This window comes from Arachidicoccus rhizosphaerae (assembly GCF_900107765.1).
GTDB lineage: Bacteria > Bacteroidota > Bacteroidia > Chitinophagales > Chitinophagaceae > Arachidicoccus > Arachidicoccus rhizosphaerae.
The window spans coordinates 41,276-62,250 of sequence record NZ_FNQY01000008.1; the positions used below are offsets into that span (position 1 = coordinate 41,276).

At 45.4% G+C, this 20,975-nt stretch carries 16 protein-coding genes; 8 read left to right on the top strand and 8 right to left on the bottom strand.

From position 1 onward, the window contains the following. Positions 1-31: 31 nt before the first annotated feature. The 5 genes from hutH (at position 32) to fumC (ending at position 7,251) form a co-directional block, all read left to right on the top strand. Positions 32-1,633: a histidine ammonia-lyase gene (gene hutH, locus BLU80_RS08290; RefSeq protein ID WP_091396502.1), complete on the top strand. Its 1,602-nt coding sequence runs from the start codon at positions 32-34 to the stop codon at positions 1,631-1,633. After that, positions 1,605-3,278: a urocanate hydratase gene (hutU, locus tag BLU80_RS08295; protein WP_244518821.1), complete on the top strand. Its 1,674-nt coding sequence runs from the start codon at positions 1,605-1,607 to the stop codon at positions 3,276-3,278. Before hutH ends, hutU begins: the two co-directional genes overlap by 29 nt. 43 nt (positions 3,279-3,321) lie before the next feature. After that, positions 3,322-4,641: an imidazolonepropionase gene (gene hutI / locus BLU80_RS08300; RefSeq protein WP_091396509.1), complete on the top strand. Its 1,320-nt coding sequence runs from the start codon at positions 3,322-3,324 to the stop codon at positions 4,639-4,641. Then, entirely contained in the window at positions 4,631-5,620 is a 990-nt protein-coding gene (hutG, locus tag BLU80_RS08305) for a formimidoylglutamase (protein WP_091396512.1), read from the top strand. Before hutI ends, hutG begins: the two co-directional genes overlap by 11 nt. A 224-nt stretch (positions 5,621-5,844) precedes the next feature. Beyond that, positions 5,845-7,251: a class II fumarate hydratase gene (gene fumC, locus BLU80_RS08310; RefSeq protein ID WP_091396516.1), complete on the top strand. Its 1,407-nt coding sequence runs from the start codon at positions 5,845-5,847 to the stop codon at positions 7,249-7,251. Between the two features lie 98 nt (positions 7,252-7,349). Here fumC and BLU80_RS08315 read toward each other — a convergent pair whose 3' ends face one another. The 4 genes from BLU80_RS08315 to BLU80_RS08330 form a co-directional block, all read right to left on the bottom strand. Continuing rightward, positions 7,350-8,117 carry a lipoprotein signal peptidase gene (locus tag BLU80_RS08315; RefSeq protein ID WP_091396520.1) on the bottom strand — a complete coding sequence of 256 codons (768 nt, stop codon included), beginning with the start codon at positions 8,115-8,117 and terminating at the stop codon, positions 7,350-7,352. 275 nt (positions 8,118-8,392) lie between these two features. Next, entirely contained in the window at positions 8,393-8,812 is a 420-nt protein-coding gene (locus BLU80_RS08320) for a VanZ family protein (protein WP_170831183.1), read from the bottom strand. Positions 8,813-9,003: 191 nt separating this feature from the next. Beyond that, a complete protein-coding gene (locus tag BLU80_RS08325; protein WP_091396526.1) occupies positions 9,004-9,954 on the bottom strand; it encodes a UDP-3-O-(3-hydroxymyristoyl)glucosamine N-acyltransferase in 951 nt (316 codons plus the stop codon). A 394-nt stretch (positions 9,955-10,348) separates the two neighbouring features. After that, entirely contained in the window at positions 10,349-10,972 is a 624-nt protein-coding gene (locus BLU80_RS08330) for a 4'-phosphopantetheinyl transferase family protein (protein ID WP_091396529.1), read from the bottom strand. Between the two features lie 75 nt (positions 10,973-11,047). On the opposite strand from BLU80_RS08330, the gene dcd reads away from it, so the two are divergent. The 3 genes from dcd (at position 11,048) to BLU80_RS08350 (ending at position 15,116) form a co-directional block, all read left to right on the top strand. Next, positions 11,048-11,584, top strand: coding sequence for a dCTP deaminase (dcd, locus tag BLU80_RS08335; protein WP_091396533.1), 537 nt, complete (start codon positions 11,048-11,050; stop codon positions 11,582-11,584). Between the two features lie 288 nt (positions 11,585-11,872). Beyond that, on the top strand, positions 11,873-14,695 hold the full coding sequence (locus BLU80_RS08345; RefSeq protein ID WP_091396538.1) for an outer membrane beta-barrel protein: 2,823 nt from the start codon (positions 11,873-11,875) through the stop codon (positions 14,693-14,695). Positions 14,696-14,882: 187 nt separating this feature from the next. Then, positions 14,883-15,116 carry a 4a-hydroxytetrahydrobiopterin dehydratase gene (locus BLU80_RS08350; protein ID WP_091396541.1) on the top strand — a complete coding sequence of 78 codons (234 nt, stop codon included), beginning with the start codon at positions 14,883-14,885 and terminating at the stop codon, positions 15,114-15,116. A 76-nt stretch (positions 15,117-15,192) separates the two neighbouring features. On the opposite strand, the gene BLU80_RS08355 is transcribed toward BLU80_RS08350, so the two are convergent. The 4 genes from BLU80_RS08355 to BLU80_RS08370 form a co-directional block, all read right to left on the bottom strand. Further along, positions 15,193-15,654: a universal stress protein gene (locus BLU80_RS08355; protein WP_091396543.1), complete on the bottom strand. Its 462-nt coding sequence runs from the start codon at positions 15,652-15,654 to the stop codon at positions 15,193-15,195. Positions 15,655-15,829: 175 nt separating this feature from the next. Next, the gene (locus BLU80_RS08360) at positions 15,830-17,362 is read right to left on the bottom strand and encodes a glycerophosphodiester phosphodiesterase family protein (protein WP_091396857.1); all 1,533 of its coding nucleotides are present in this window, start codon (positions 17,360-17,362) and stop codon (positions 15,830-15,832) included. A gap of 77 nt (positions 17,363-17,439) precedes the next feature. Beyond that, a complete protein-coding gene (locus BLU80_RS08365) occupies positions 17,440-18,846 on the bottom strand; it encodes a glycoside hydrolase family 30 protein (RefSeq protein ID WP_091396545.1) in 1,407 nt (468 codons plus the stop codon). Between the two features lie 308 nt (positions 18,847-19,154). Continuing rightward, positions 19,155-20,744 (bottom strand): glycoside hydrolase family 30 protein, encoded by a 1,590-nt coding sequence (locus tag BLU80_RS08370; protein ID WP_091396547.1) that lies wholly within the window; start codon positions 20,742-20,744, stop codon positions 19,155-19,157. Positions 20,745-20,975: the final 231 nt, after the last annotated feature.

The following is a 20,975-nucleotide window of genomic DNA, read 5'->3' on the forward strand; positions in this document are numbered from 1 at the left end:
AAAAAATACTATTTTAATCAGTAAGCGATTTATGAACCAAACATTTAATTACGGAAAAGATTTTCTGACAGTCGGACTGGCCATTGGTATTGCCCGGGGCCAGGTGAGAGGAAAACTGACGGCAGAGGTTTTACAAAAAGTAGATCAGAGTTCCGGTTGGGTGCAGCAGATTGTGGATGAGAAAAATGTGGTCTATGGGATCAATACCGGATTCGGACCCTTATGTGATACTTTAATCTCTGCGGATCAAACCAGGACCTTGCAGCATAATTTGCTGAAAAGTCACAGTGTGGGTGTGGGTCAGCCGATAAAAAATGTCATTGCCAAGCTGATGCTGATTTTAAAACTCCATGCACTTTGTCAGGGGTATTCAGGTATTCAAACTAAGACGGTAGAGCGCATTGCGCTTATGATTGATAAAGATTTAATTCCTCAAGTCCCGGAGCAGGGATCTGTCGGGGCTTCAGGAGATCTGGCTCCCCTTGCACATTTATTCTTACCATTAATAGGAGAAGGTGAACTTTTTTTTGAAGGTCGGTGGTGGCCGGCTACAGCCGCATTAAAGCAATGCGGGCTGGAGCCGCTGACACTAAGCGCCAAAGAGGGCTTGGCCCTGATCAACGGGACGCAGTTTATAGCGGCTCACAGTGTATGGGCTTTATACGAATGGTATAATCTTTTGGAGAGCGCCGATATTATCGGTGCCCTTTCTCTGGATGGCCTGATGGGCTCTGTTAAACCTTTTGATGCCAGGCTGCATGCCATCCGGCCTTTTGCGGGTAATCAGTTAGTGGCTGCACGTTTACAAATCTTACTGCAGGATTCTGCCATTCACAGTGCGCATTTAAACTGTAACCGGGTGCAGGATCCTTATTCTCTCAGATGTATGCCACAGGTACATGGAGCCAGCAGAACAGCTTTTAGGCACCTTAAAGAACTTACGCATATTGAAATAAATTCAGTTACTGATAATCCGATCATCTTGGGTGCCCTAGACACGATCAGTGGCGGAAATTTCCATGGGGAACCGCTGGCCATCGCTTTGGATTACGCAACGGTTGCTGCCCATGAACTGGGAAGTATTTCTGAAAGAAGAAGTTATTTAATCATAGAAGGCAGGTACGGGTTGCCTAAACTTTTGATTCAGGACGCCGGTTTAAACTCCGGTTTTATGATACCTCAATATACGGCAGCCGCCCTGGTATCTGAAAACAAATCCCTTTGTTTCCCTGCCAGTGCAGACAGTATTCCTACTTCCTTGGGGCAGGAGGATCACGTTTCCATGGGATCTATCGGTTCCAGAAAATTAAACACGGTATTAGGAAATCTTAAAAATATTTTATCAGTAGAATTATTATATGCGGCTCAGGCCATTGATTGCAGAAGACCGCTTAAAAGTTCGGCTGCACTGGAAGCCGTGCATGATCTGGTCAGAGAAAAGGTGCCTTTTGCAGACAAAGACAGGGTCTTTGGCAAAGACATCCAGACCCTTTATCATTTAATCGACAACCGCAGTCTTTTGAGCTGTGTGGGGGAAATAGCCCCGGGTCTGAATCAGTTGTCTGGTGCTGTCACCTCATTTGAAAATCCTATAAAAAATCACGATGATGCAAGTTTCGGAATTTATCAGTAAGTATGCCAGCCATCCCCATTATCAGGCTCCGACAGGTAGTAATCTGCATGCAAAAAGCTGGCAGACGGAAGCCCCTTTAAGGATGCTGCTTAATAATTTAAATGCAGCTGTTGCCGAGAATCCGGATGAACTGGTGGTGTATGGGGGGACAGGACAGGCGGCCAGAAATGTTGAGGCCCTTCAAAAAATAATTACCTTATTGTTGGAGCTGGATGAAGATCATTCTTTATTGATTCAATCCGGTAAGCCTGTAGGTGTTATACGGTCGCATGCTCAGGCTCCCAGGGTATTACTGGCTAATAGTAATCTTGTGCCTCACTGGGCTACCTGGGATCATTTTAATCTGCTCAGAAGCAAGGGGCTTATGATGTTTGGCCAGATGACGGCCGGCAGTTGGATTTATATTGGTACTCAGGGTATTTTACAGGGAACCTATGAAACTTTTGTGGCCTGCGGTAAAAAATATTTTAATGGTGATTTATCCGGTAAGTTAGTCGTATCTGCCGGACTAGGCGGTATGGGCGGAGCTCAGCCACTGGCTGCTACCATGGCGGGGGCTGTCTTTTTAGGGGCCGACGTGGATGCGTCAAGGATTGCTAAAAGACTGGAAACGCGTTATATCGATAAAATGACAGGTGACTTTGACCAGGCGATTGAATGGGTAAAAGAAGCGCGGCAGGAGAAAAAAGCCGTCTCCATCGGTATTGTAATGGACGCCGGTGATTTATTGAAAAAGTTATTGGAGAGCGGCATTACCCCGGATATCTTAACGGATCAGACCTCGGCCCATGATCCTGTTAACGGCTATATTCCTAACGAGCTAACCCTTGAGCAGGCAGCAGCCCTCAGACAGAAAGACCCGGTAAGCTACCAGCAAAAGGCAATAAAAAGCATGGCCCGACATGTACATTTTATGCTGGAGCATATGCATAACGGCGCGGTAACTTTTGATTACGGTAATAATCTGCGCGCCTTTGCCCAAATGGGAGGAGAAAGCCATGCCTTTGATTTCCCCGGATTTACACCAGCATTTATCCGACCGCTTTTTTGTGAAGGTAAAGGGCCTTTCAGATGGGTGGCACTCTCTGGCGATCCTGAAGACATCTATACGACTGACCAGGCATTAATAGAAGCATTCCCGGACAATAAACATTTAATAGACTGGCTTAAAATGGCCCGGGAGAAAGTAGCTTTTCAGGGACTACCGGCCAGAATCTGCTGGCTGGGTCTGGGAGAGAGAGAAAAGGCCGGACTGATATTTAATGATCTGGTGAAATCAGGAAAAGTAAAAGCACCTATTGTAATTGGTAGAGACCATTTGGATTGCGGATCCGTGGCTTCTCCCAACAGGGAGACTGAGGCCATGCTGGATGGCAGTGATGCTGTTTCTGATTGGCCGCTTTTGAACTTAATGAGTAATACAGCCGGTGGTGCTACCTGGGTATCCTTTCATCATGGGGGCGGGGTTGGTATGGGGTATTCCCAACATGCAGGCATGGTCATTGTAGCTGATGGCACCAAGCGTGCTGCCAGCTGTATTCAAAGGGTACTCTTTAATGATCCGGCACTCGGCATATTCCGCCATCATGACGCAGGTTACACTACCGCGACAGAAGTGGCAGAAAACTTTGGCATTAAAATTTAAAGATAAAGTAGCAAGAATTGATCACCCGTTGTAATCAGCCATTATGGATCAACTCAATCATAAAAAAGACGCATCAGGGCACCTCTCTGCGTCCGCTTTATCCCAGGCCCTTCTGCTGATCGGCCCTTTTAGAGAAGTAGTGACTTTTAAGGAGGCGCCGCTTGCAGGCCCGCTGTCGGAAAACGATTTGGGAATCATCAAAGAAGGGGGCATTGTTGTGGATAGTAGTGGGGTTATAGTAGCAACAGGCTTATTTACCGCCTTACAGGAGATGTATAAGGGGCGCAGTGACTGTAAATATTGTCCAACAACCGCAGATCAGGTATTACTACCCGGTTTTATTGATGCGCATACCCATATTTTGTTTGCCGGCTCCAGGGCCAGAGATTATAGTCTGCGGTTAGCCGGAAAATCTTATCTGCAAATAGCGCAGTCGGGTGGCGGAATTATGGAGACGGTAAGGGCCACCAGGCAGGCTGCTGATACAGCACTGCTGAATGCGTTGCAACAACGGCTGATTAAATTGCAAGGGGCAGGGGTGACAACCGTTGAAGTGAAATCCGGTTATGGGTTAAGTGTCAGCCAGGAGTTACGCATGCTGCGATTATTGAAGACCTTATCACATATGCCGGAACTGGATTTTATGGAGGTCGTACCAACCTGTCTGGCAGCTCATATCAACCCGCCTGACAGCGGCCTTGTAAAAAACAGCGATTATCTGAAGGAGTTATCGCTGGATTTATTGCCACAGATAAAAGCGGAGGGACTTGCTAAAAGAGTTGATATCTTTGTTGAGGATACGGCTTTCACCCTCCGGGAAGCAAGGACTTATCTTGGATGCGCAAAGGCACTTGGTTTTGATTTAACGGTGCATGCGGACCAGTTTACACCAGGAGCAGCCCAACTGGCCGTAGAAATGAAAGCGGTTTCTGCTGATCACCTGGAAGCGGTGACCCAAAAGGGTATAGAAGCCCTGGCAGATAGCAAGACGGTCGCTACGGTTCTTCCAGGCGCAAGCCTCGGACTGGGTATACCCATGGCACCAGCAAGAAAGCTGCTGGATGCCGGTTGCATACTGGCCCTTGCCAGCGACTGGAACCCGGGCAGTGCGCCCATGGGTGATTTACTGACCCAGGCAAGCCTGATGGGGGCTTATCAGCAGTTAAATATGGCGGAGACCCTGGCCGCAATAACATTCAGGGCGGCGGCGGCACTGGGGCTCACGGACCGCGGGCGGCTTAAAGCAGGCCTTTTTGCGGACATGCAGGCCTATAACGTAAAAGACTATAGAGAAATATTATATCATCAGGGTCAGTTAAGACCCGCTATTATCTGGAAAAAATCGAAACCTTATGATCAGTAATATCTTTTATGAACTGCCCCAGAAAAGCTGGTGGCAGGGGCGTATCGACGGGGAAGACCCCAGTCTGATCCGCATGCATCAGAACGTACAGATTATTGAAATTAATGCGCTTAAGCCTTCACCCGGCGTCCGCAAGGTGATTTTTCTGGGCTTTGCTTCAGATGAAGGTGTGATCAGAAACCAGGGCCGGCCAGGAGCCGCCACGGGACCTTATTTACTCAGGAAAGCCTGTAGCAACCTGCCGGTACATTACAGTGATGAACTACATTTACTGGATACCGGTAATATTGCTACCATTAACGGCAGATTGGAAGAAGCCCGTAAATATCTCTCCCAGGCAGTTTCTCTGATCATTGAAAATGAAGGGTTTCCGATTTTGCTGGGAGGTGGTCATGCCATTGCCGCCGGACATTATGCGGGGCTCAAAGCCGTATTAAAGGATAAAAAGATCGGTATCATTAATTTTGATGCCCATTTTGATTTGCGTAAGCCCAATGAACGTGGCCCGAACTCAGGGACTTCTTTTTATGAAATCGCTCAGCAGTGCAAAGAGGCAGGGGAGGATTTTCATTATTTAGCGGTCGGCATTCAGCGTTCCGCTAATAGCAAAGGACTATTTGAAGCAGCTAAAAATACCGGTTCACAGTTTATTCCCGTAGAAAAAATAAACTCCCTGGACATCGCTTCCGTTCAGCAGACAATACGTGATTTTGCCGGCAGCGTAGATGCGCTTTACCTGAGTTTTGATCTGGATGTGTTTTTCAGCGCTATTGCGCCTGGCGTAAGTGCGCCCAGCGCTACCGGTATTTTCTATGATGGAAATTTCCGGCGTATGCTGGAGGCCTGCTTTGCCAGCGGTAAGGTGGTTTCCATGGATATCGCTGAACTTAATCCTGTCTATGATCTGGACAACAGAACAGCTAAACTGGGGGCACAGATCATATTTGACAGCCTGCTGGCGCTGGAGGAAAATCTCTAACAGTAAATGTTGTTGCTTTTTTAACCGGCTTTACCGGGAGGGGGCCTTAATGATGGAGATTCACTCATCGTGATATCCACCGTTAAGGCCTTTACGGTATAATCAGCCGTGTACCCGTATTTTTAGGTTTTTAATAGCTAACGACCGGTAGATTATCGGGGCCGGTTGCAAATTACCCAGTATATTTGCACAACTAATTTCAACATTTAAAATTATAGTATAATATGGATTACAGGATTGAGAAAGACACGATGGGAGAGGTCGAAGTGCCTGCTCAGGCATACTGGGGTGCTCAGACACAGCGCAGCATAGAAAATTTCAAAATTGCGCAGGACATCAATAAAATGCCCAAAGAAATTATCACGGCCTTTGCTTATCTAAAAAAGGCGGCTGCACTGGCCAATGAACAGTTGGGCGTATTGCCAAAAGAAAAGTCGGAGCTGATCGGTAAAGTAGCCGATGAAATTCTGGCCGGTGAGCTTTTAGATCAATTTCCACTGGTAGTCTGGCAGACAGGAAGCGGTACACAGAGTAATATGAACGCCAATGAGGTAATTGCTTATAGGGCACATGTTCTTAACGGAGGCAGCCTGTCGGATAAGGACAAATTTCTGCATCCGAATGATGACGTCAATAAAAGTCAATCCTCCAATGATACCTTTCCGACAGCGATGCATATTGCGGCTTATAAGATTCTGGTAGAAAATACCATCCCGCATATTACATCGCTTAGAGATACGCTTAGGAAAAAAGCCGAGGATTTTAAAACAGTGGTGAAAATCGGAAGGACCCATTTTATGGATGCCACGCCCTTGACCCTGGGACAGGAATTCAGCGGTTATGCTGCACAGCTGACCCACGGGCTTAAAGCTATTCAAAATTCGCTGTCACATCTTTCAGAACTGGCACTGGGAGGTACCGCGGTGGGTACCGGTATCAATACGCCAAAAGGTTATGCCAGTCTGGTAGCCGAGAAGATCGCCGAACTGACAGGGCTGCCTTTTGTAACGGCTAATAATAAATTTGAGGCACTGGCAGCGCATGACGCAATTGTGGAGGCGCATGGTGCTTTAAAAACAGTGGCTGTTTCCCTGATGAAAATAGGGAACGATATCCGCATGTTATCCAGCGGACCCAGAAGTGGTATCGGAGAAATCCATATTCCGGATAATGAACCCGGTTCTTCCATTATGCCGGGTAAAGTGAATCCGACACAGTGTGAAGCGATTACGATGATTGCTGCCCAGGTACTGGGTAATGATGTGGCTATTAATGTGGGCGGCGCCACCGGTCATTTTGAGCTGAATGTTTTCAAGCCGATGATGATTTATAACTTCCTGCACAGTGCACGACTGATAGGGGATGGCTGTAAGAGCTTTAATGATAAATGTGCGACCGGTATAGAACCTATAGAAGCCAATATTAAGAAGCATGTAGATAATTCCCTGATGCTGGTAACCGCCTTAAATACAAAAATCGGCTATTATAAAGCGGCTGAAATCGCCCAGACAGCCCATAAAAACGGATCAACGCTTAAAGAAACCGCTGTCGCCTTAGGGTATTTAACCCCGGAAGAGTTTGATCAGTGGGTGGTGCCTGTTAATATGTGCGGAGACCTTGATTTAAAATAGGGAAGGCTGCAAAAAGCATTTCCCTTAAAAAAAGCGTGCAATAATTTTATTGCACGCTTTTTTTGGGGAGACGCTCCGGTCATAGAGCGGCCGGTTCCTTAACCCAGAGAGTTTATTTTTATAGCACCAGGATTTTCTGAGGGATTATCCTGTTCCTGTTCCATATTTAATGAAGGTTGAAGGGGTTCAGAATCGTGCGCAACGGGCGCTTCCTTTTGTTCAGCCGTTTTGTCTTTTTTGGAACTGTCCGGAAAGAATCTGCGTTGAAAGATCAGTAACATGAAAAAGCTGAATGAAATGTAGAAATCCGCCAGATTAAATACCGGATCAAAGAAAGTAAACTCCTTGCCGCCCCAGAAAGGCACCCAATTGGGAAGCACGGTATCAATCATCGGAAAATACAGCATATCAACGACTCTGCCGTGCAGGAAGGCCGCATAACCTCCGTGGGCCGGAAACAGATGCGCTACATGATGGCTGCCCAGGTGGCTGGCGTTGAATATCAGTCCATAGAACATGCTGTCAATCAGATTGCCGGCCGCACCGGCATAAATCAGGCTGACACAGATAATAAAGCCCTTATGGGCTTTTTTGCGGATCAGATTGCGGATATAGAAGGTTCCCCAGATAACAGCCACCAGTCTGAAAAGCGTCAGCGCTATTTTCCCAAAGGAGCCGCCAAACTGCAGTCCCCAGGCCATGCCTTCATTTTCCACAAAATGGAGTCTGAACCAATCCCCCAGGATTTTATGCTCTTCCCCCAGGTAATAATTGGTCTTTATATATATCTTAAAGGCCTGGTCAATAAGTAGTAACAATATAATAAGCCCTGCAATATGTTTTCCCTTTATGGTAGACGATTTCAATGTTAATCTTTTTAGATGCGCTTAAATTGCTGCAAAGTTAAAATAAATTCAGATGTAGCAGCCCTGAGGGCCTTTGTTTTTGTATAAGTCCTTCTGGTGATTAGGCTTAGCCACAGTTTTCAGTGTGAATTTACAAAAAAATCAACCCCCAGACGTTAAAAAATACCTATTGCATCGACCTGCGCTTAACAAAGGCAGGTCGATTATCTGAAAAGTTCGCCCCCTGTGGCGGGACTGGGACCCGGGACGCGTATGCATCTAAAGAGGTTATTGATTTATTTTAAGCGTTTTATGTTGGTTTTTATGATGATATAACGGATGAAAAAATAACCGATAACGGCGCCCACGCCATCAGCCAGCATATCATCATAAGAAAATGAACGGGAGTGGTTTGTGCAATATTTTTGAATAAATTCCATGAGGATGCCATAGGCGGTCGCAAAAAGAACCATAAAAATCAATTTGCTTTTGGAAAAGGCAAAAGGGATTTTCCGGTAGGCTAGACCAAAAAAGAAAACCAGGCCTCCGAACAGGCCCATATGTACCATTTTATCTTCATAGGGGATCAGCATATCTACCTTTTCAAAATCTTTTCCCGGAAGGGTAAGCAGTATGAAAATTAATATCAGCCAGATAATAAATGGAATAAACTGTACCAGACCGGGCTTTTTGAGGGCGGGTGCTTGTTGGCTCAAAATCAATGTTTTTAATGGTTCAATAGGATACTTATAATGGAGCCTTCTGCTTTATTTCAGGATATGCCGTTATAAGTATCCGTAATTTTTTAATCTGATTATGAATAATTACCGTATAACCGGACTAAAATCAGGCCAAAATCAATCCGTAATCTGCGGTTTAATTTTAAATCATCAACGTTTTTTTTATGCTAATCTTCCTGGAACACCTTTTTCCATAGTTCAGGAATACGCTTTACCCAGACCAGTTCTCTTCTTTTATAACCGGCTTCCTCTGCAGGATAACCGAAATAAGTCTTGCCGCCTTTCAACGAAGAGGGTACGCCGCTTTGCGCCAGAACAGTGGCATTTTCACCGATCGTCAGCGTTTTGCTGACGCCTACCTGGCCCCAAAGGGTGACGCCGTCTTCAATTTTGGTCGCCCCTGCAATGCCGACCTGTGCGGCAAATAAGCAATTCTTACCAATCTCTGTATCATGACCGACATGGACCAGGTTGTCCATTTTCGTTCCCTGTCCGATTCTGGTGGCGTCCGTTACTCCCCGGTCAATGGTACAATTGGCACCAATCTCTACGTAGTCTTCAATAATCACCGCTCCGCAACTTTGCATTTTGCGGTACCAGACAGGCTCGGTCTTACGGGTATTATAATAAAAAGCATCGCTGCCGATAACAGTGCCTGATTGGATAATGACATGATTGCCAATCCTGGTATAATCGCTGATGGTGGTATTCGGGTAAATGATGCATCCCTCGCCGATCACCACGTCTTTACCGATAAACACCCCCGGGCTGATAATGGTGTCCTTGCCGATAACTGCACTGGGGTCAATCATGGAACTCGCTGCCGTAAACGGCCTGAAATGCTGAACAATCTTCAGGTAGGCGTCAAAGGGTTTGTCGCAATACAATAACACTTTGTCCTCAGGTTTTGTAACGGTATTGTCATTGATGATGACAAAAGTTGCTGCGCTTTTGAGGCAGTTATCATAATATTTGGGATGGTCGACAAAAACGATATCTCCTGATTTAACTTTATGTAATTCATTAATGCCGGTGGCTTCACGGGCAGAATCACCAATAATGTCTGCCTCTATTAGTTCGGCAATCCATTTGGCTGTTACAGGTTGCGGAAATTCCATGATGGTATTTAGATTAAGTGCTATAAATAATTTGGTCTCAAAATTACGACAGATGGGTTATTAATCGCCTTTTAGTTTGTTATTTCTTGTATAAGGCTGCAAGCAGGACAGACTGCGTTTTTCGACTGGGGGAAGAATTGTTTATAGGAACAGAAACGGGGCTAAAAATAAGGGTGAATATAAGGGCAGACGCATTGAAAAAAATGCTCGGAAGTAAGGCTGAAATTTAGCCGCAAATCAAAGTAATGCACAATTTAAAATATAATTGTGCATAAAAAAGTAGGGAAATTATTTTGCATTGGTCAAAACTAGTTTTAATATTGTGTACGGAAATTATTTTTCCGTGCTTACTAACACATTTTTATCTATATCCCGCCCAGTGCGGGATATTTTTTTACGCTGAAACCCACGTCATACTTAGGTCCTGGAAGAGCTGATATCTGACAAGAAGTTTTGCCGCCAATTGCTCGTTTAAAAAACGCGCAGGAAAACTTCCTTTATTTTTCAAGGAAAACGTGCTCAGACGGATGTTTTCTTTAAAATTAACCTTTCCGAAACTGAACCATTTATAGATAGCTTCTTTAGCACACCAAAGCGTTGTATACAAGGATAAATTTCCCGGATAGTTTTGCAGGGTAAATTCCAGCTCTTCATTATTTAAAAACTTATGCTGAATCCGGATGACTTTTTTGTCAAAGATTTCAATGTCGATGCCGACTCTTTTGGATGTACTGATAATGGCCGCAGCGTAATCTCCGCAGTGGGAGATGGAAAAATGATACTTGTCACCGGTAAGGTACGGTTTTCTGCTGTCGGCGATCGCAATCTCAGAGAGTGGAAAATCCGGTGCCAGAAAGCTCAGTAAATATCTGCCTGCCAGATGTTGTTTGCGTTTGTGAGGGTGCTGGATTTCTTTACTTAAGGGCACCTTTTTTAGAAAAAATGCTTCTTCTTCCTGGATATGCCAGATAGCGAGGCTGATATCTTCTATTGGACGGTCTTGATAAAACAAAGGCATATTGAGCTGCGTGTTTCTTTAAAATGTAGGATAAACTATATATTTGCAAATATAATCTTAAACAACAAGGCATTCATGATATTATCGGATAAACGGATTTTGGAGGAAATGGATAAAGGAACCATCAAGATTACTCCCTTTGTAAGAGAACAGCTTGGCAGTAATAGCTATGACGTCCATTTAGGCAGTACCCTGGCCGTATATAAACAGCGGGTGCTGGATGCCAAAAAACACAATGAAATTGAGTTTTTTGAAATTCCGGAAGAAGGGTTTGTGCTGCAGCCTGATCAGTTTTATCTGGGCGTAACCCAGGAATATACAGAGACCCATGTGCATGTCCCTTTTTTGGAAGGCAAATCCTCCACCGGACGTTTAGGGATTGATATTCATGCAACAGCGGGAAAAGGCGATGTCGGATTTTGCGGTAACTGGACCCTGGAGATCTCCTGCAAGCAGCCTGTCCGCGTTTATAAGTTCATGCCCATCGGCCAATTGATCTATTTTCCGGTAGAGGGGGAGATTGAGGTTAAATACAATCAGAAAAAAAATGCCAAATACAGTGGCCAACCCAATAAACCGGTAGAAAGCATGATGTGGAAAAATCCTTTTTAGTAATTTTTCAGGCCTCCGAATGGAGGCATTTTTATGCCGGGTGTCTTATGACTACCCAAAAGCTTAACTCTCTGGTATCCACCTGGTATAAACAGCAGCTTTTACAGGACTCCAACAGGCCTCGACCCGGCTGCTGGCTGCTTAAAACAGGGAGCCCATTTGATTTGACCTAATCTTTTATTGTTTCTACCGAAAGAGCCTTGTTTTAGCCTATTTACATTGAACTTTGCTTAAACTTAAGTCAACTGCTTAAGTCGAAAAATATTTAAAATATATCCCAAATTTATTATGCGTCTCAGAATTGTCGTCAGTATCATAATTGGATTTTTGCTTATAGGCCAGCTAAAGGCACAGTCCGGAGCTAAAAGTGGCAGAATTTATGGTCAGATTGTGGATACGATCTCCAATAACGTCAATAGAGCCACGATTTCCTTGCTTAAAGCAGCCGATACGGCGAGTGTAAACAGGACTTTATCAGATAGTACCGGCCATTTCAACTTTAAGAATCTGGACCTGACTACTTATATTATGCGTATTTCCTTCCAGGGATACGACGTGGTCAATCGCTATGTCACTATCAGCCAGCAGGATCCGGAACTGAATGTTGGAGAAATAACTTTGCAGCAGACGCTCAATGAATTAGGAACCGTTGTGGTGACGGCAATTGTACCGGTGGTGCTCAATGGTGATACGACCGAATTTAATGCAGATGCTTTTGGCACCAAACCCAATGCAACGGTAGAGGATTTACTGAAGAAACTCCCCGGCGTAGAGGTCTCCAAAGATGGTTCCATACAAAGTCAGGGTGAAGCCGTTTCCAGGGTATTTGTGGATGGGAAAAGATTTTTTGGCAATGACCCTAAACTGGCCACGCAGAACCTGCCTAAAGATGTAGTGGATAAAATACAGGTTTTTGACGGTAAGAGCGATCAGGCGGAATTTACAGGTTTTGATGATGGCAATACGATCAAAACCATCAATATTGTCACCAAGAAAGATAAACGAAAAGGAAGTTTTGGCAGATCTTCTGCCGGCATCGGTAATGACGACGCTGAATTTAAAAACGGGTTATATAATATTAATGCCCGTCTGTTTCGTATGGATGGGGATAAGCGTATTGGCTTTTTGGGTAATTTCAATAATGTGAATCAGCAAATGTTTACCAGAGGGGATGGAGGAGATAATAACGGACTGAATAAAACCATCTCTGCAGGTATTAATTACAGAAACCAGATCAGTAAGAAAACAGACTTCTCAGGTAGTTATTTTTACAACAATATCCATCAGGTAAAAGACAGTAAATCCTTTAATCAGAATTTATTCAGTGAAGATACCTCTCAGCTCACGAATAAAAACAGTCTGGGAATTACCAATAACCAGAACCACCGTTTTGACCTGAATATTGAAACGAATTTTGATTCCAGTAACAGGTTAAGGGTTCGACCCAATCTGAACATTACCAGAGGCTCCAGCAATACGACGGCCACCAATGATATTGACCAGTTAATTGATGGGGATACGGCCAATGTCAGCACCTCCAATTCTAAAAATACCAGTAATTCCAATAGCTATAATGCATCACTGGGAACGACTTATAGCCATGCCTTTAAAAAAGCAGGCCGCTCGATCTCTTTGGATGTACAATTATCATCCAGTCGTAATGAAAACGAGGGGACCAATTATGCGGATATCTATACCTATCAGAATGATCTGGATAGTATTACCAATCAGCATTATTCTTCTGTCAATGATAATAAATCCATTAGTACCACGCTTTCCTATACGGAGCCTATAGCCACGCATCAGATGTTGCAACTGGAAATTAATAACGCTTATAGTAAAACGAATTCTGACAGAAAGACCTATAATTACGATAGTACGACAGGCAGTTATTCGGATGCCAACGAGAATCTGACCAATATCTACGAAAATACTTATCAGTCCAACCGGGCAACCCTGAGTTACATGTATAACAACGGTGATCTGAATTTTAGTGCCGGAACGGGTGTGCAGCTCGGACACATGAAAAGCGATAATCTGTCCAAGGATATTCACCTGAGCCAGAATTATGTCAATATGTATCCGACCGCTTCGTTGTCCTATAAGTTCTCTAAGACCAGGCGTCTGCGCTTTAATTACCGCGGAAGAACCAGTCAGCCCAGCGTAACACAGTTACAGCCGGTTGTGGACAATTCCAATCAGTTGCACATCACCAGTGGTAACCCTGATCTGAAGCAGGAGTTCGGACATAATTTTATGTTGCGTTACACCAATTTTGACAGGGAGAACAACAAGACTTTCTTTGCAACCATCAGTGCCGATGTAACACAAAACAATATTGTCAATGCCATTTACAGGCTTTCCAACGGGGGAGACTCTACGGTGCCCATCAATATGAACGGCTTTTATAATGTCAGCGGTTACCTGAACTGGGGATTCCCGCTGAATAAACCAAAGTCCAATCTGGACTTGTCCACCCGTATTTCCAATCAGCGCAAGGCTAGTCTGATCAATGATGTGCACAGTTATACGTATACAACGACCCTGAGCCAGCGAATCAGCTGGACGACGAACCTGGCAGAGTTGTTTGATATTAATTTTGCGACCAATCCGGCCTATAATTTTGCGAACTATTCTGTGAGCAGCAACCAGGATGGTAATTACTATTCTCAATCCATCAGTTTTGACGGTACCTGGTATTCCAAATCCGGCTGGGAAATCGGTTCGGACTTTAACTATACTTTCTATGCAGGGCTGCCTGCCGGACAAAACACCGCCATTCCCATCTGGAATGCGGGCATTACCAAGCACCTGTTTAAAGATCAGGCCGGTGAGTTAAAACTCTCTGTCAATGATATCCTGAACCAGAATAAAGGAATTGATTTTACCAGAACTGATAATATTATTGGTTGGTCACAAAGCAATGTGTTGAAACGTTATTTTATGTTGACATTTACCTACAATCTGCGCAAATTCGGGGGTAAAAAGATGCGGCAGGGCCCGGATGGCGGTCGTCCGCCAAGAGGTGATTTCGGAGGTCCTCCGGGTGGTGGATTCGGCGGTGGCCGTGGCGGCGGCTTCGGCGGCGGCGGTGGAAGAGGTGGATTTTAAGCCTTACCAGCCTGCCATACCCATCTAAAATTTAAAAAACGGGGATTAGATAACAAGGTAACGGGTCAGCAATTACTGCTGGCCCGTTTACGATTAACAGGTATACTTATTTTGGAGGCAAATGGCATATATATTGTGCCTGTTCCATGATAAAGTAGTCATAGTAATACATTAAAAAGCAGAGATTATGTGGGAACAAAAAGACAATCAATTATATAGAAAGTTTGTATTCAAGGATTTTTCAGCAGCTTTTGCCTTTATGACCCGGGTGGCACTGGCCGCCGAAAAAATGAATCACCACCCCAATTGGCGTAATGTTTGGAATACGGTAGAAATCAGCCTGAATACCCATGACGCCGGTGATATCGTCACGGATAAGGATAGAGCCCTGGCCACAGCCATTGATGAATTACTGGGATAGTTAGCGTCGTTTTTGGGTATAACGGATTAAAGATTAAACGCAAAAGGCCGTTTACCTTTACAAGCAACTCAGCTCTTTACAGATCTTTGCCTTCATAGGGCACGACCAGCACAGGCACTTTTGCATGGCGCACCAGGTATTCGGCAGTACTGCCTAACAGCAGATGTGCGAGCCCTTTTCTGCCGTGTGTTCCGACCACCAGTACTTCCGCGTCCCATTCTTTTAGTTTGAGCAGGATCTCCTCTCTGGGCAGTCCTTCGGTGAACACTTCATGGACATGCCCTTCCATGGATTTAGGGATATATTTTTCCATGATCTGCCGGATATTTTTACGCGCCTGCTCCTGTAAAAACGCGCCTGTCTGGATTGGTTTTACTTCCAGGTCGGTGGGTATGATTTCCTGGCTGCGGTCAATGACGGAAAATAAAGCCACCGGGATCTGCAAGGCAACGGCCAGCTCAAGCCCTTTTTTCGCCGCATTTTCTGAACAAGGGCTGCCATCCACTGCGATCAACATTTTCTTGAATACGATTGACATATGCCGGCATTTATTAGTGAAGAAATTGCATTCTTAAGGTTATTATACCGGTAGAATACCCGTATATAACAGGATTATTACTGCAAATTTGGCACCAAAAAGAACCGCTTGCCGGATGGCCGTTTGCCGCCTGCTTCCACCAGATTTTGCGACATGGACCTGCCTGGATATTTTTCTACTGGAAAATCCTGACATAATCTATTAACATCGTAGCTGGAAAAACGCTGTTGTCAATACCCTTGGCGCCGCCCCAGTCGCCACCTACGGCAATATTTAGGAGCAGGTGAAAGGGCTGGTCATAGGGCCAGCTTTTAAAGCCGTCCTTACCCGTGATTTTTTCATTTTTAAACTCAAATACTTTACGGTCATCCATAAAAAAGAGCAGTTTGTCCGGTGACCATTCCAGACTATACGTATGGAACTGATCATAAAGACTGCTGCTGTATATGCCCATAGATTTCTGGGTGTGTTTCACATGGTTGTATTTTTCGGTATGGATGGTGAAAAATACGGAGTCCGGATTGTAACCTACGTTTTCCATTAAATCAATTTCTCCGCTGGCTGGCCAGCCGCCGTATTTAAATTGGTCGGGTAGTAGCCAGATGGCTGGCCAGAGGCCTCGTCCTGGCGGCAGTTTTGCCCGGACCTCCAGCCTCCCATATAAAAACCCTTTTTTCTGTACCATACGAACACTGCTGTATCCCTTAGGCTGTTGACTGTCCCTTAGGGCCCGGACATGCAGCAGCCCGTTTTTAATCAATACATTGGCCGTATCCCCATTTGTATAATTCTCCAGTTCATGGTTGCCCCAGCCGTGGCTGCCGGTATCATAGCGCCAGATAGCTTCATCCGGAGATCCATCCAGATTAAATTCATCAGAAAAAACCAGTTTTTTATTGCCATAAATCCGTTGATGGCGGGCAGCCCGATCGGCTACCAGTGCCGGCTCATTGGTGGTAATGGCATCAAAGTTATGTACGAGTAACCAGTCAATGGTGGCCGTGTCATTGACGGTCCAGGCATTTAGGATGATATTGTTTTTTCTGGCAGCCTCCATCCAGTCCGGGTGCTTTTTAAATACACTGTAATGATAGTCTGCGCCTGTTATGCCATCCGCTTTCAGCTGTTCAGGTGTTTTATCCCCGTTCAGATACGCTGTGTGTGCACCCGGCACCTGCCGGTGGATTTCTTTTAATACCTCATAATCAAAACTGATGAAAATGATTTTATCCAGTGCATCAAATTGTTCTGCCATGGCCAGCACTGCCTTGGTTGTTTTTATGGCTCTTTGTTTACTGATAACGGAAGGCTTGATTTCCAAAACGGCGGTGGTAGGTCGGCCCCCATCCTTGCAAAGGACAGACAAATAGCGGTACAGCGTAGGGAGCGGCTCTGCGTTTTTAAGCGGGGTTTGCAGCAGTTGCCGGTAGGTCGTCTTTTCAATCGTATCACCTGCATATACTGGATCATGATTGACCACCAGAGAATCGTCTTTTGTCAGTTGTACATCAAATTCTGACCCCATGCATCCAAGCCGGATGGCTTCCTTTAGCGATGCAATAGAATTCTCAGGCAGACCTGCCTGTTTCCAGGCGCCTCTGTGCGCCACCACCTTTTTGAAAACAGGTGTCTGTCTTCGGGGCCGCTGGGCATAACTCAACGTAGAAGATAGCAGGGCTATGGCTATCCATAGAGAAAGTCGGTTCATAAGAACTACTGGGTTTATATTTTTTATGGTCATAAGGCTGGGGCAAAATTAAATCCGCATTTTTAAATATAGGTGCACTACCAGATCAGGGTGACCGTAGAAACAGGCGGTATATTTATTGCTGCTGTCTGCTGCTGATCATTCAAAGTAACGGTTTGCGGCTGCTCTGTGGTATTTAAAATAAGGCAGACCTTTTGTCCACCCGGTGTCAGAAAGCAGACATTGGGCAGCTGTTCTAAGGGATTGGAGGCTATTCTTACAGAGCCGGCGGGCACAAATCCGGATATTTGGGCAATGATATAATAGGATGGATTTCTGGAGATGACTTTCTTTTCGATTGTCAGCGCACCCAGGCAAGTCGTGCATCCTCCCCGTGTGTGCGGCCCCAGCTCAGGGCTGGCGGCCAGGTTCCATTCAATGACATTCCGACTCCAGTTGCGAACGGCGCCGATGATCAGCTGCTGTGTATGCCAGAGAAAATCACCTTTGAAGCTGCCACCAGAAGGGGTATATTGTTCTGTGAAATATATATTTTTATCCGGGTAGCTATCATGCACCCTGGACAGTGCGGTAATCTCCCCTTCATACAGGTGGAAGGCAGAGCCGTCCACAAAACCAGCCGCCACCGAATCTGCCAGAATTGTCATTGGATAGTCCGGACGGTTGGCATTATGATCATAAATCTGGATCTTGGTTTTGATGGCATTTGATTTAAAAACCGGACCTAAATAATTCTTGATAAATGCCAGCTCAGCTTCAGCAGACATGTACATGCTGGGGTTATTGTTGGGGTTCAGCGGCTCATTTTGGATGGTGATGGCATCAATGGGAATGCCCGCTTTTAGCATGGCGTTCAGGTATCTGACAAAATAGTGGGCATAGGCCTCGTAATACCTGGGAAGCAGACGCCCGCCTTTGGTGGCGTCATTTGATTTCATCCAGCTGGGGGCGGACCAGGGAGAGGCCAGGATTTTAATGGAAGGCTGAATCGTCCGGATTTCTTTTAACAAGGGGATCAGATGGATATTGGCTTTGTCAATGGAAAAATGTTCCAGCTGGATATCCGTCATAGATTCGGGCATATCATCATAGCTATATACACTGTCACTCAGATCGGAAGCGCCGATACTGATCCTTAGATAACGGATGGCGAGCTGCCCCGGTTTATTTCCGAATAACTCCTGCAATAGCGCCTTTCTGTCCTCCATTTGTAGGGAACTTATCAGCCGGGCGCTGCCGTCTGTCAGGCAATAACCAAAACCGTCTATGGTCTGATACTTTTTAGAAGCATCTACGGTAACCGTCCGGCCTTGATAAGCCGGCTGTACGCGCTCCCTGGTATGAAAGGGTAGAGGAGGCTGCCTTTCCACGAGATGTTTTTGATCGCCGGAGGTCAGAAAAACCTGTGCCACCTTATTTTGAGCGGTACAGACCCTACTGCTTAGCAGTAAGGTTAGCAGGATAACGAATTTTATGGATTGCATGGGATCATATGGATGAGTAGGGTCAAATAATAAAATGTAAGCGGAGCTCCCGGCCTGTTAAAGATTAAAGATATTTAAAGAACATTACATATTAAAATGTTGTTGCAGCCACCAGCTTTCCCAAAAAATAACCGGCATGCAAAACACCGTTATCAAAAGAGGTGCTGCCGGTTACTTTTTTGGCTTACATTATATATGATGCCCTGATTTTTACAAGCTGGAGGTTGCTTAAGATCTCCTTACACCCAAAGGCTGCCATCCCTTACTGCCATACCTGTAGTGCTGACAATTGCCTGCCAGATATCACTTTACAGTATAAAAGTACTTAAGCTATGAGCCGGCGCGGTCGCAGGCGCCCACTGACCGTTCAGCCATATATGAAAGGCAATGGCTTTATCCGTTTTGTTGAAGACGATGTTTGCAATGCTGCCATCCGTGTTGATAAAAGCCGTGGTTTGTAAATCTGAACGGTTACTGTTACTGCTGATTCTTTTGGCACCGGGATGTATAAATTTAGAGAACTGACCAATATACCAGAAGGCACTGGTAAAATGCAGGGTTTTTTGCGGGATGTCTGCGATAACGGGCGCAAAGCAGAAGTTGCCCACATGATTAGGGCCACCCGTCTGATCCAGCAGGATGTTCCAGTCACAATAGGCCGTGATGCCGCTATTTAAATCATGGAGCATATTATCCGCATATCGTTCGCCCAGCGCCCAGTCGCTTACTTTGCTGTAATCAAACTTCTCCTGGCAGCCTTCCGTGAACAAGAGATGGACCTTTGGAAAATTTTGCTGTACTTCTTTGACATTGTCATATAGCGGCTGGGTGCCGGACCAGGTTTCATACCAGTGAAAACCGATACCCCAGATATACTTGGCCGCCGCGCTGTCGTTTAATAAAACGCTGGCTCTTTGGGGCAGCAAATCCCGGTTATGATCCCAGGCAATTAATTTTAAGTCCTGATACCCGTTTTGATGCAGCGCGGGGCCCAGGGCTGTTTTTATAAAGTCCCTTTCCTGTTCAGCGCTATAGATACAGGACTCCCAGGTCTGATTGGCCATGGGCTCGTTCTGTACAGACAGTCCCCAAAGGTCAATGCCTTCATGATGATAGGCCTGAATGAACTTGATCAGATAAGCCGCCCAAAGGGAATAATACTGTGGAAGTAAATGGCCGCCGTGCAGGATGTTGTGGTTGTCTTTCATCCAGGCAGGTGGCGTCCAGGGGCTGGCAAACAAATTAAAATCCTTACCGGCAACTGCCATCGCCTTTTTAATCAGGGGTATTTTAAATTTTTCATCATGGGCTACACTAAAAGTAGATAGGGTCGTGTCATTTTCTGCCACATACATATAACTTGCACTGGAAAAATCACAGCTTCCAATGGTCGTTCTGCCAAAATTATAGCCGATACCCGTACCCGGATCATAATAGGCATTGATGACGCTATCCTGCAGATTTTCCGGAAGCCTGGCCAGTGTTTCTGCTGCGGCGTCTGTCAGTGCTCCCCCAAAACCGATCATCTGCTGAAACTGGTGCAGCGGGTCTATAAATACACAGATATCCGTTTCCAGTGGCTGAGCTTTGGCCGACCAGCTCAAGGTATCCACGGCACTGATCCTGAATGTGGTATTTTTAGCGGTCATATACTGGGTAGGATCTTGTTTTGGCCGGTAGATAATAGCTGTGTGACCATGCTGACTGCCGGTATCCGGTGACGCGCCTGCCTGGTCCGGTGTCTTGCCGGTTCCCGGCCCGCAACCGGCCATGAGTAGGAGTGTCATGACCGAGGCTGCTGCCAGAAAGCCCCAATGAAGGAGCAGGGGCCTGGAGGAATCCATGATCGCAGTGGATGCGACATGATCTTCTTGAATGTTTTCAGGTGCGGATTGCATATAATGATGATATTATTTAAAAAGTCGGATCCTGAGCCCCTCTTACTGCGGGCAGAGATTTTTAAATTTCTTTTGCACTACTTTTATAAAACCCACGACTCTTTGTTAATTAATTTTAGGTAAAGTTTGCGTTTTAGGGCTGCCTTGCCAAACAATTAGCCACTACAATACCACTACAATAAAAAATGGTTTTATTGATAATCAGTTATTTATGACCAAACTAGACCTTGG

Bases quoted from the DNA above. Each gene is read 5' to 3' on its own strand.
- hutH (WP_091396502.1), top strand. From the start codon at position 32: ATGAACCAAACATTTAATTACGGAAAAGATTTTCTGACAGTCGGACTG.
- hutU (WP_244518821.1), top strand. From the start codon at position 1,605: ATGATGCAAGTTTCGGAATTTATCAGTAAGTATGCCAGCCATCCCCAT.
- hutI (WP_091396509.1), top strand. From the start codon at position 3,322: ATGGATCAACTCAATCATAAAAAAGACGCATCAGGGCACCTCTCTGCG.
- hutG (WP_091396512.1), top strand. From the start codon at position 4,631: ATGATCAGTAATATCTTTTATGAACTGCCCCAGAAAAGCTGGTGGCAG.
- fumC (WP_091396516.1), top strand. From the start codon at position 5,845: ATGGATTACAGGATTGAGAAAGACACGATGGGAGAGGTCGAAGTGCCT.
- BLU80_RS08325 (WP_091396526.1), bottom strand. From the start codon at position 9,954: ATGGAATTTCCGCAACCTGTAACAGCCAAATGGATTGCCGAACTAATA.
- BLU80_RS08330 (WP_091396529.1), bottom strand. From the start codon at position 10,972: ATGCCTTTGTTTTATCAAGACCGTCCAATAGAAGATATCAGCCTCGCT.
- dcd (WP_091396533.1), top strand. From the start codon at position 11,048: ATGATATTATCGGATAAACGGATTTTGGAGGAAATGGATAAAGGAACC.
- BLU80_RS08345 (WP_091396538.1), top strand. From the start codon at position 11,873: ATGCGTCTCAGAATTGTCGTCAGTATCATAATTGGATTTTTGCTTATA.
- BLU80_RS08350 (WP_091396541.1), top strand. From the start codon at position 14,883: ATGTGGGAACAAAAAGACAATCAATTATATAGAAAGTTTGTATTCAAG.
- BLU80_RS08355 (WP_091396543.1), bottom strand. From the start codon at position 15,654: ATGTCAATCGTATTCAAGAAAATGTTGATCGCAGTGGATGGCAGCCCT.
- BLU80_RS08360 (WP_091396857.1), bottom strand. From the start codon at position 17,362: ATGAACCGACTTTCTCTATGGATAGCCATAGCCCTGCTATCTTCTACG.
- BLU80_RS08365 (WP_091396545.1), bottom strand. From the start codon at position 18,846: ATGCAATCCATAAAATTCGTTATCCTGCTAACCTTACTGCTAAGCAGT.
- BLU80_RS08370 (WP_091396547.1), bottom strand. From the start codon at position 20,744: ATGCAATCCGCACCTGAAAACATTCAAGAAGATCATGTCGCATCCACT.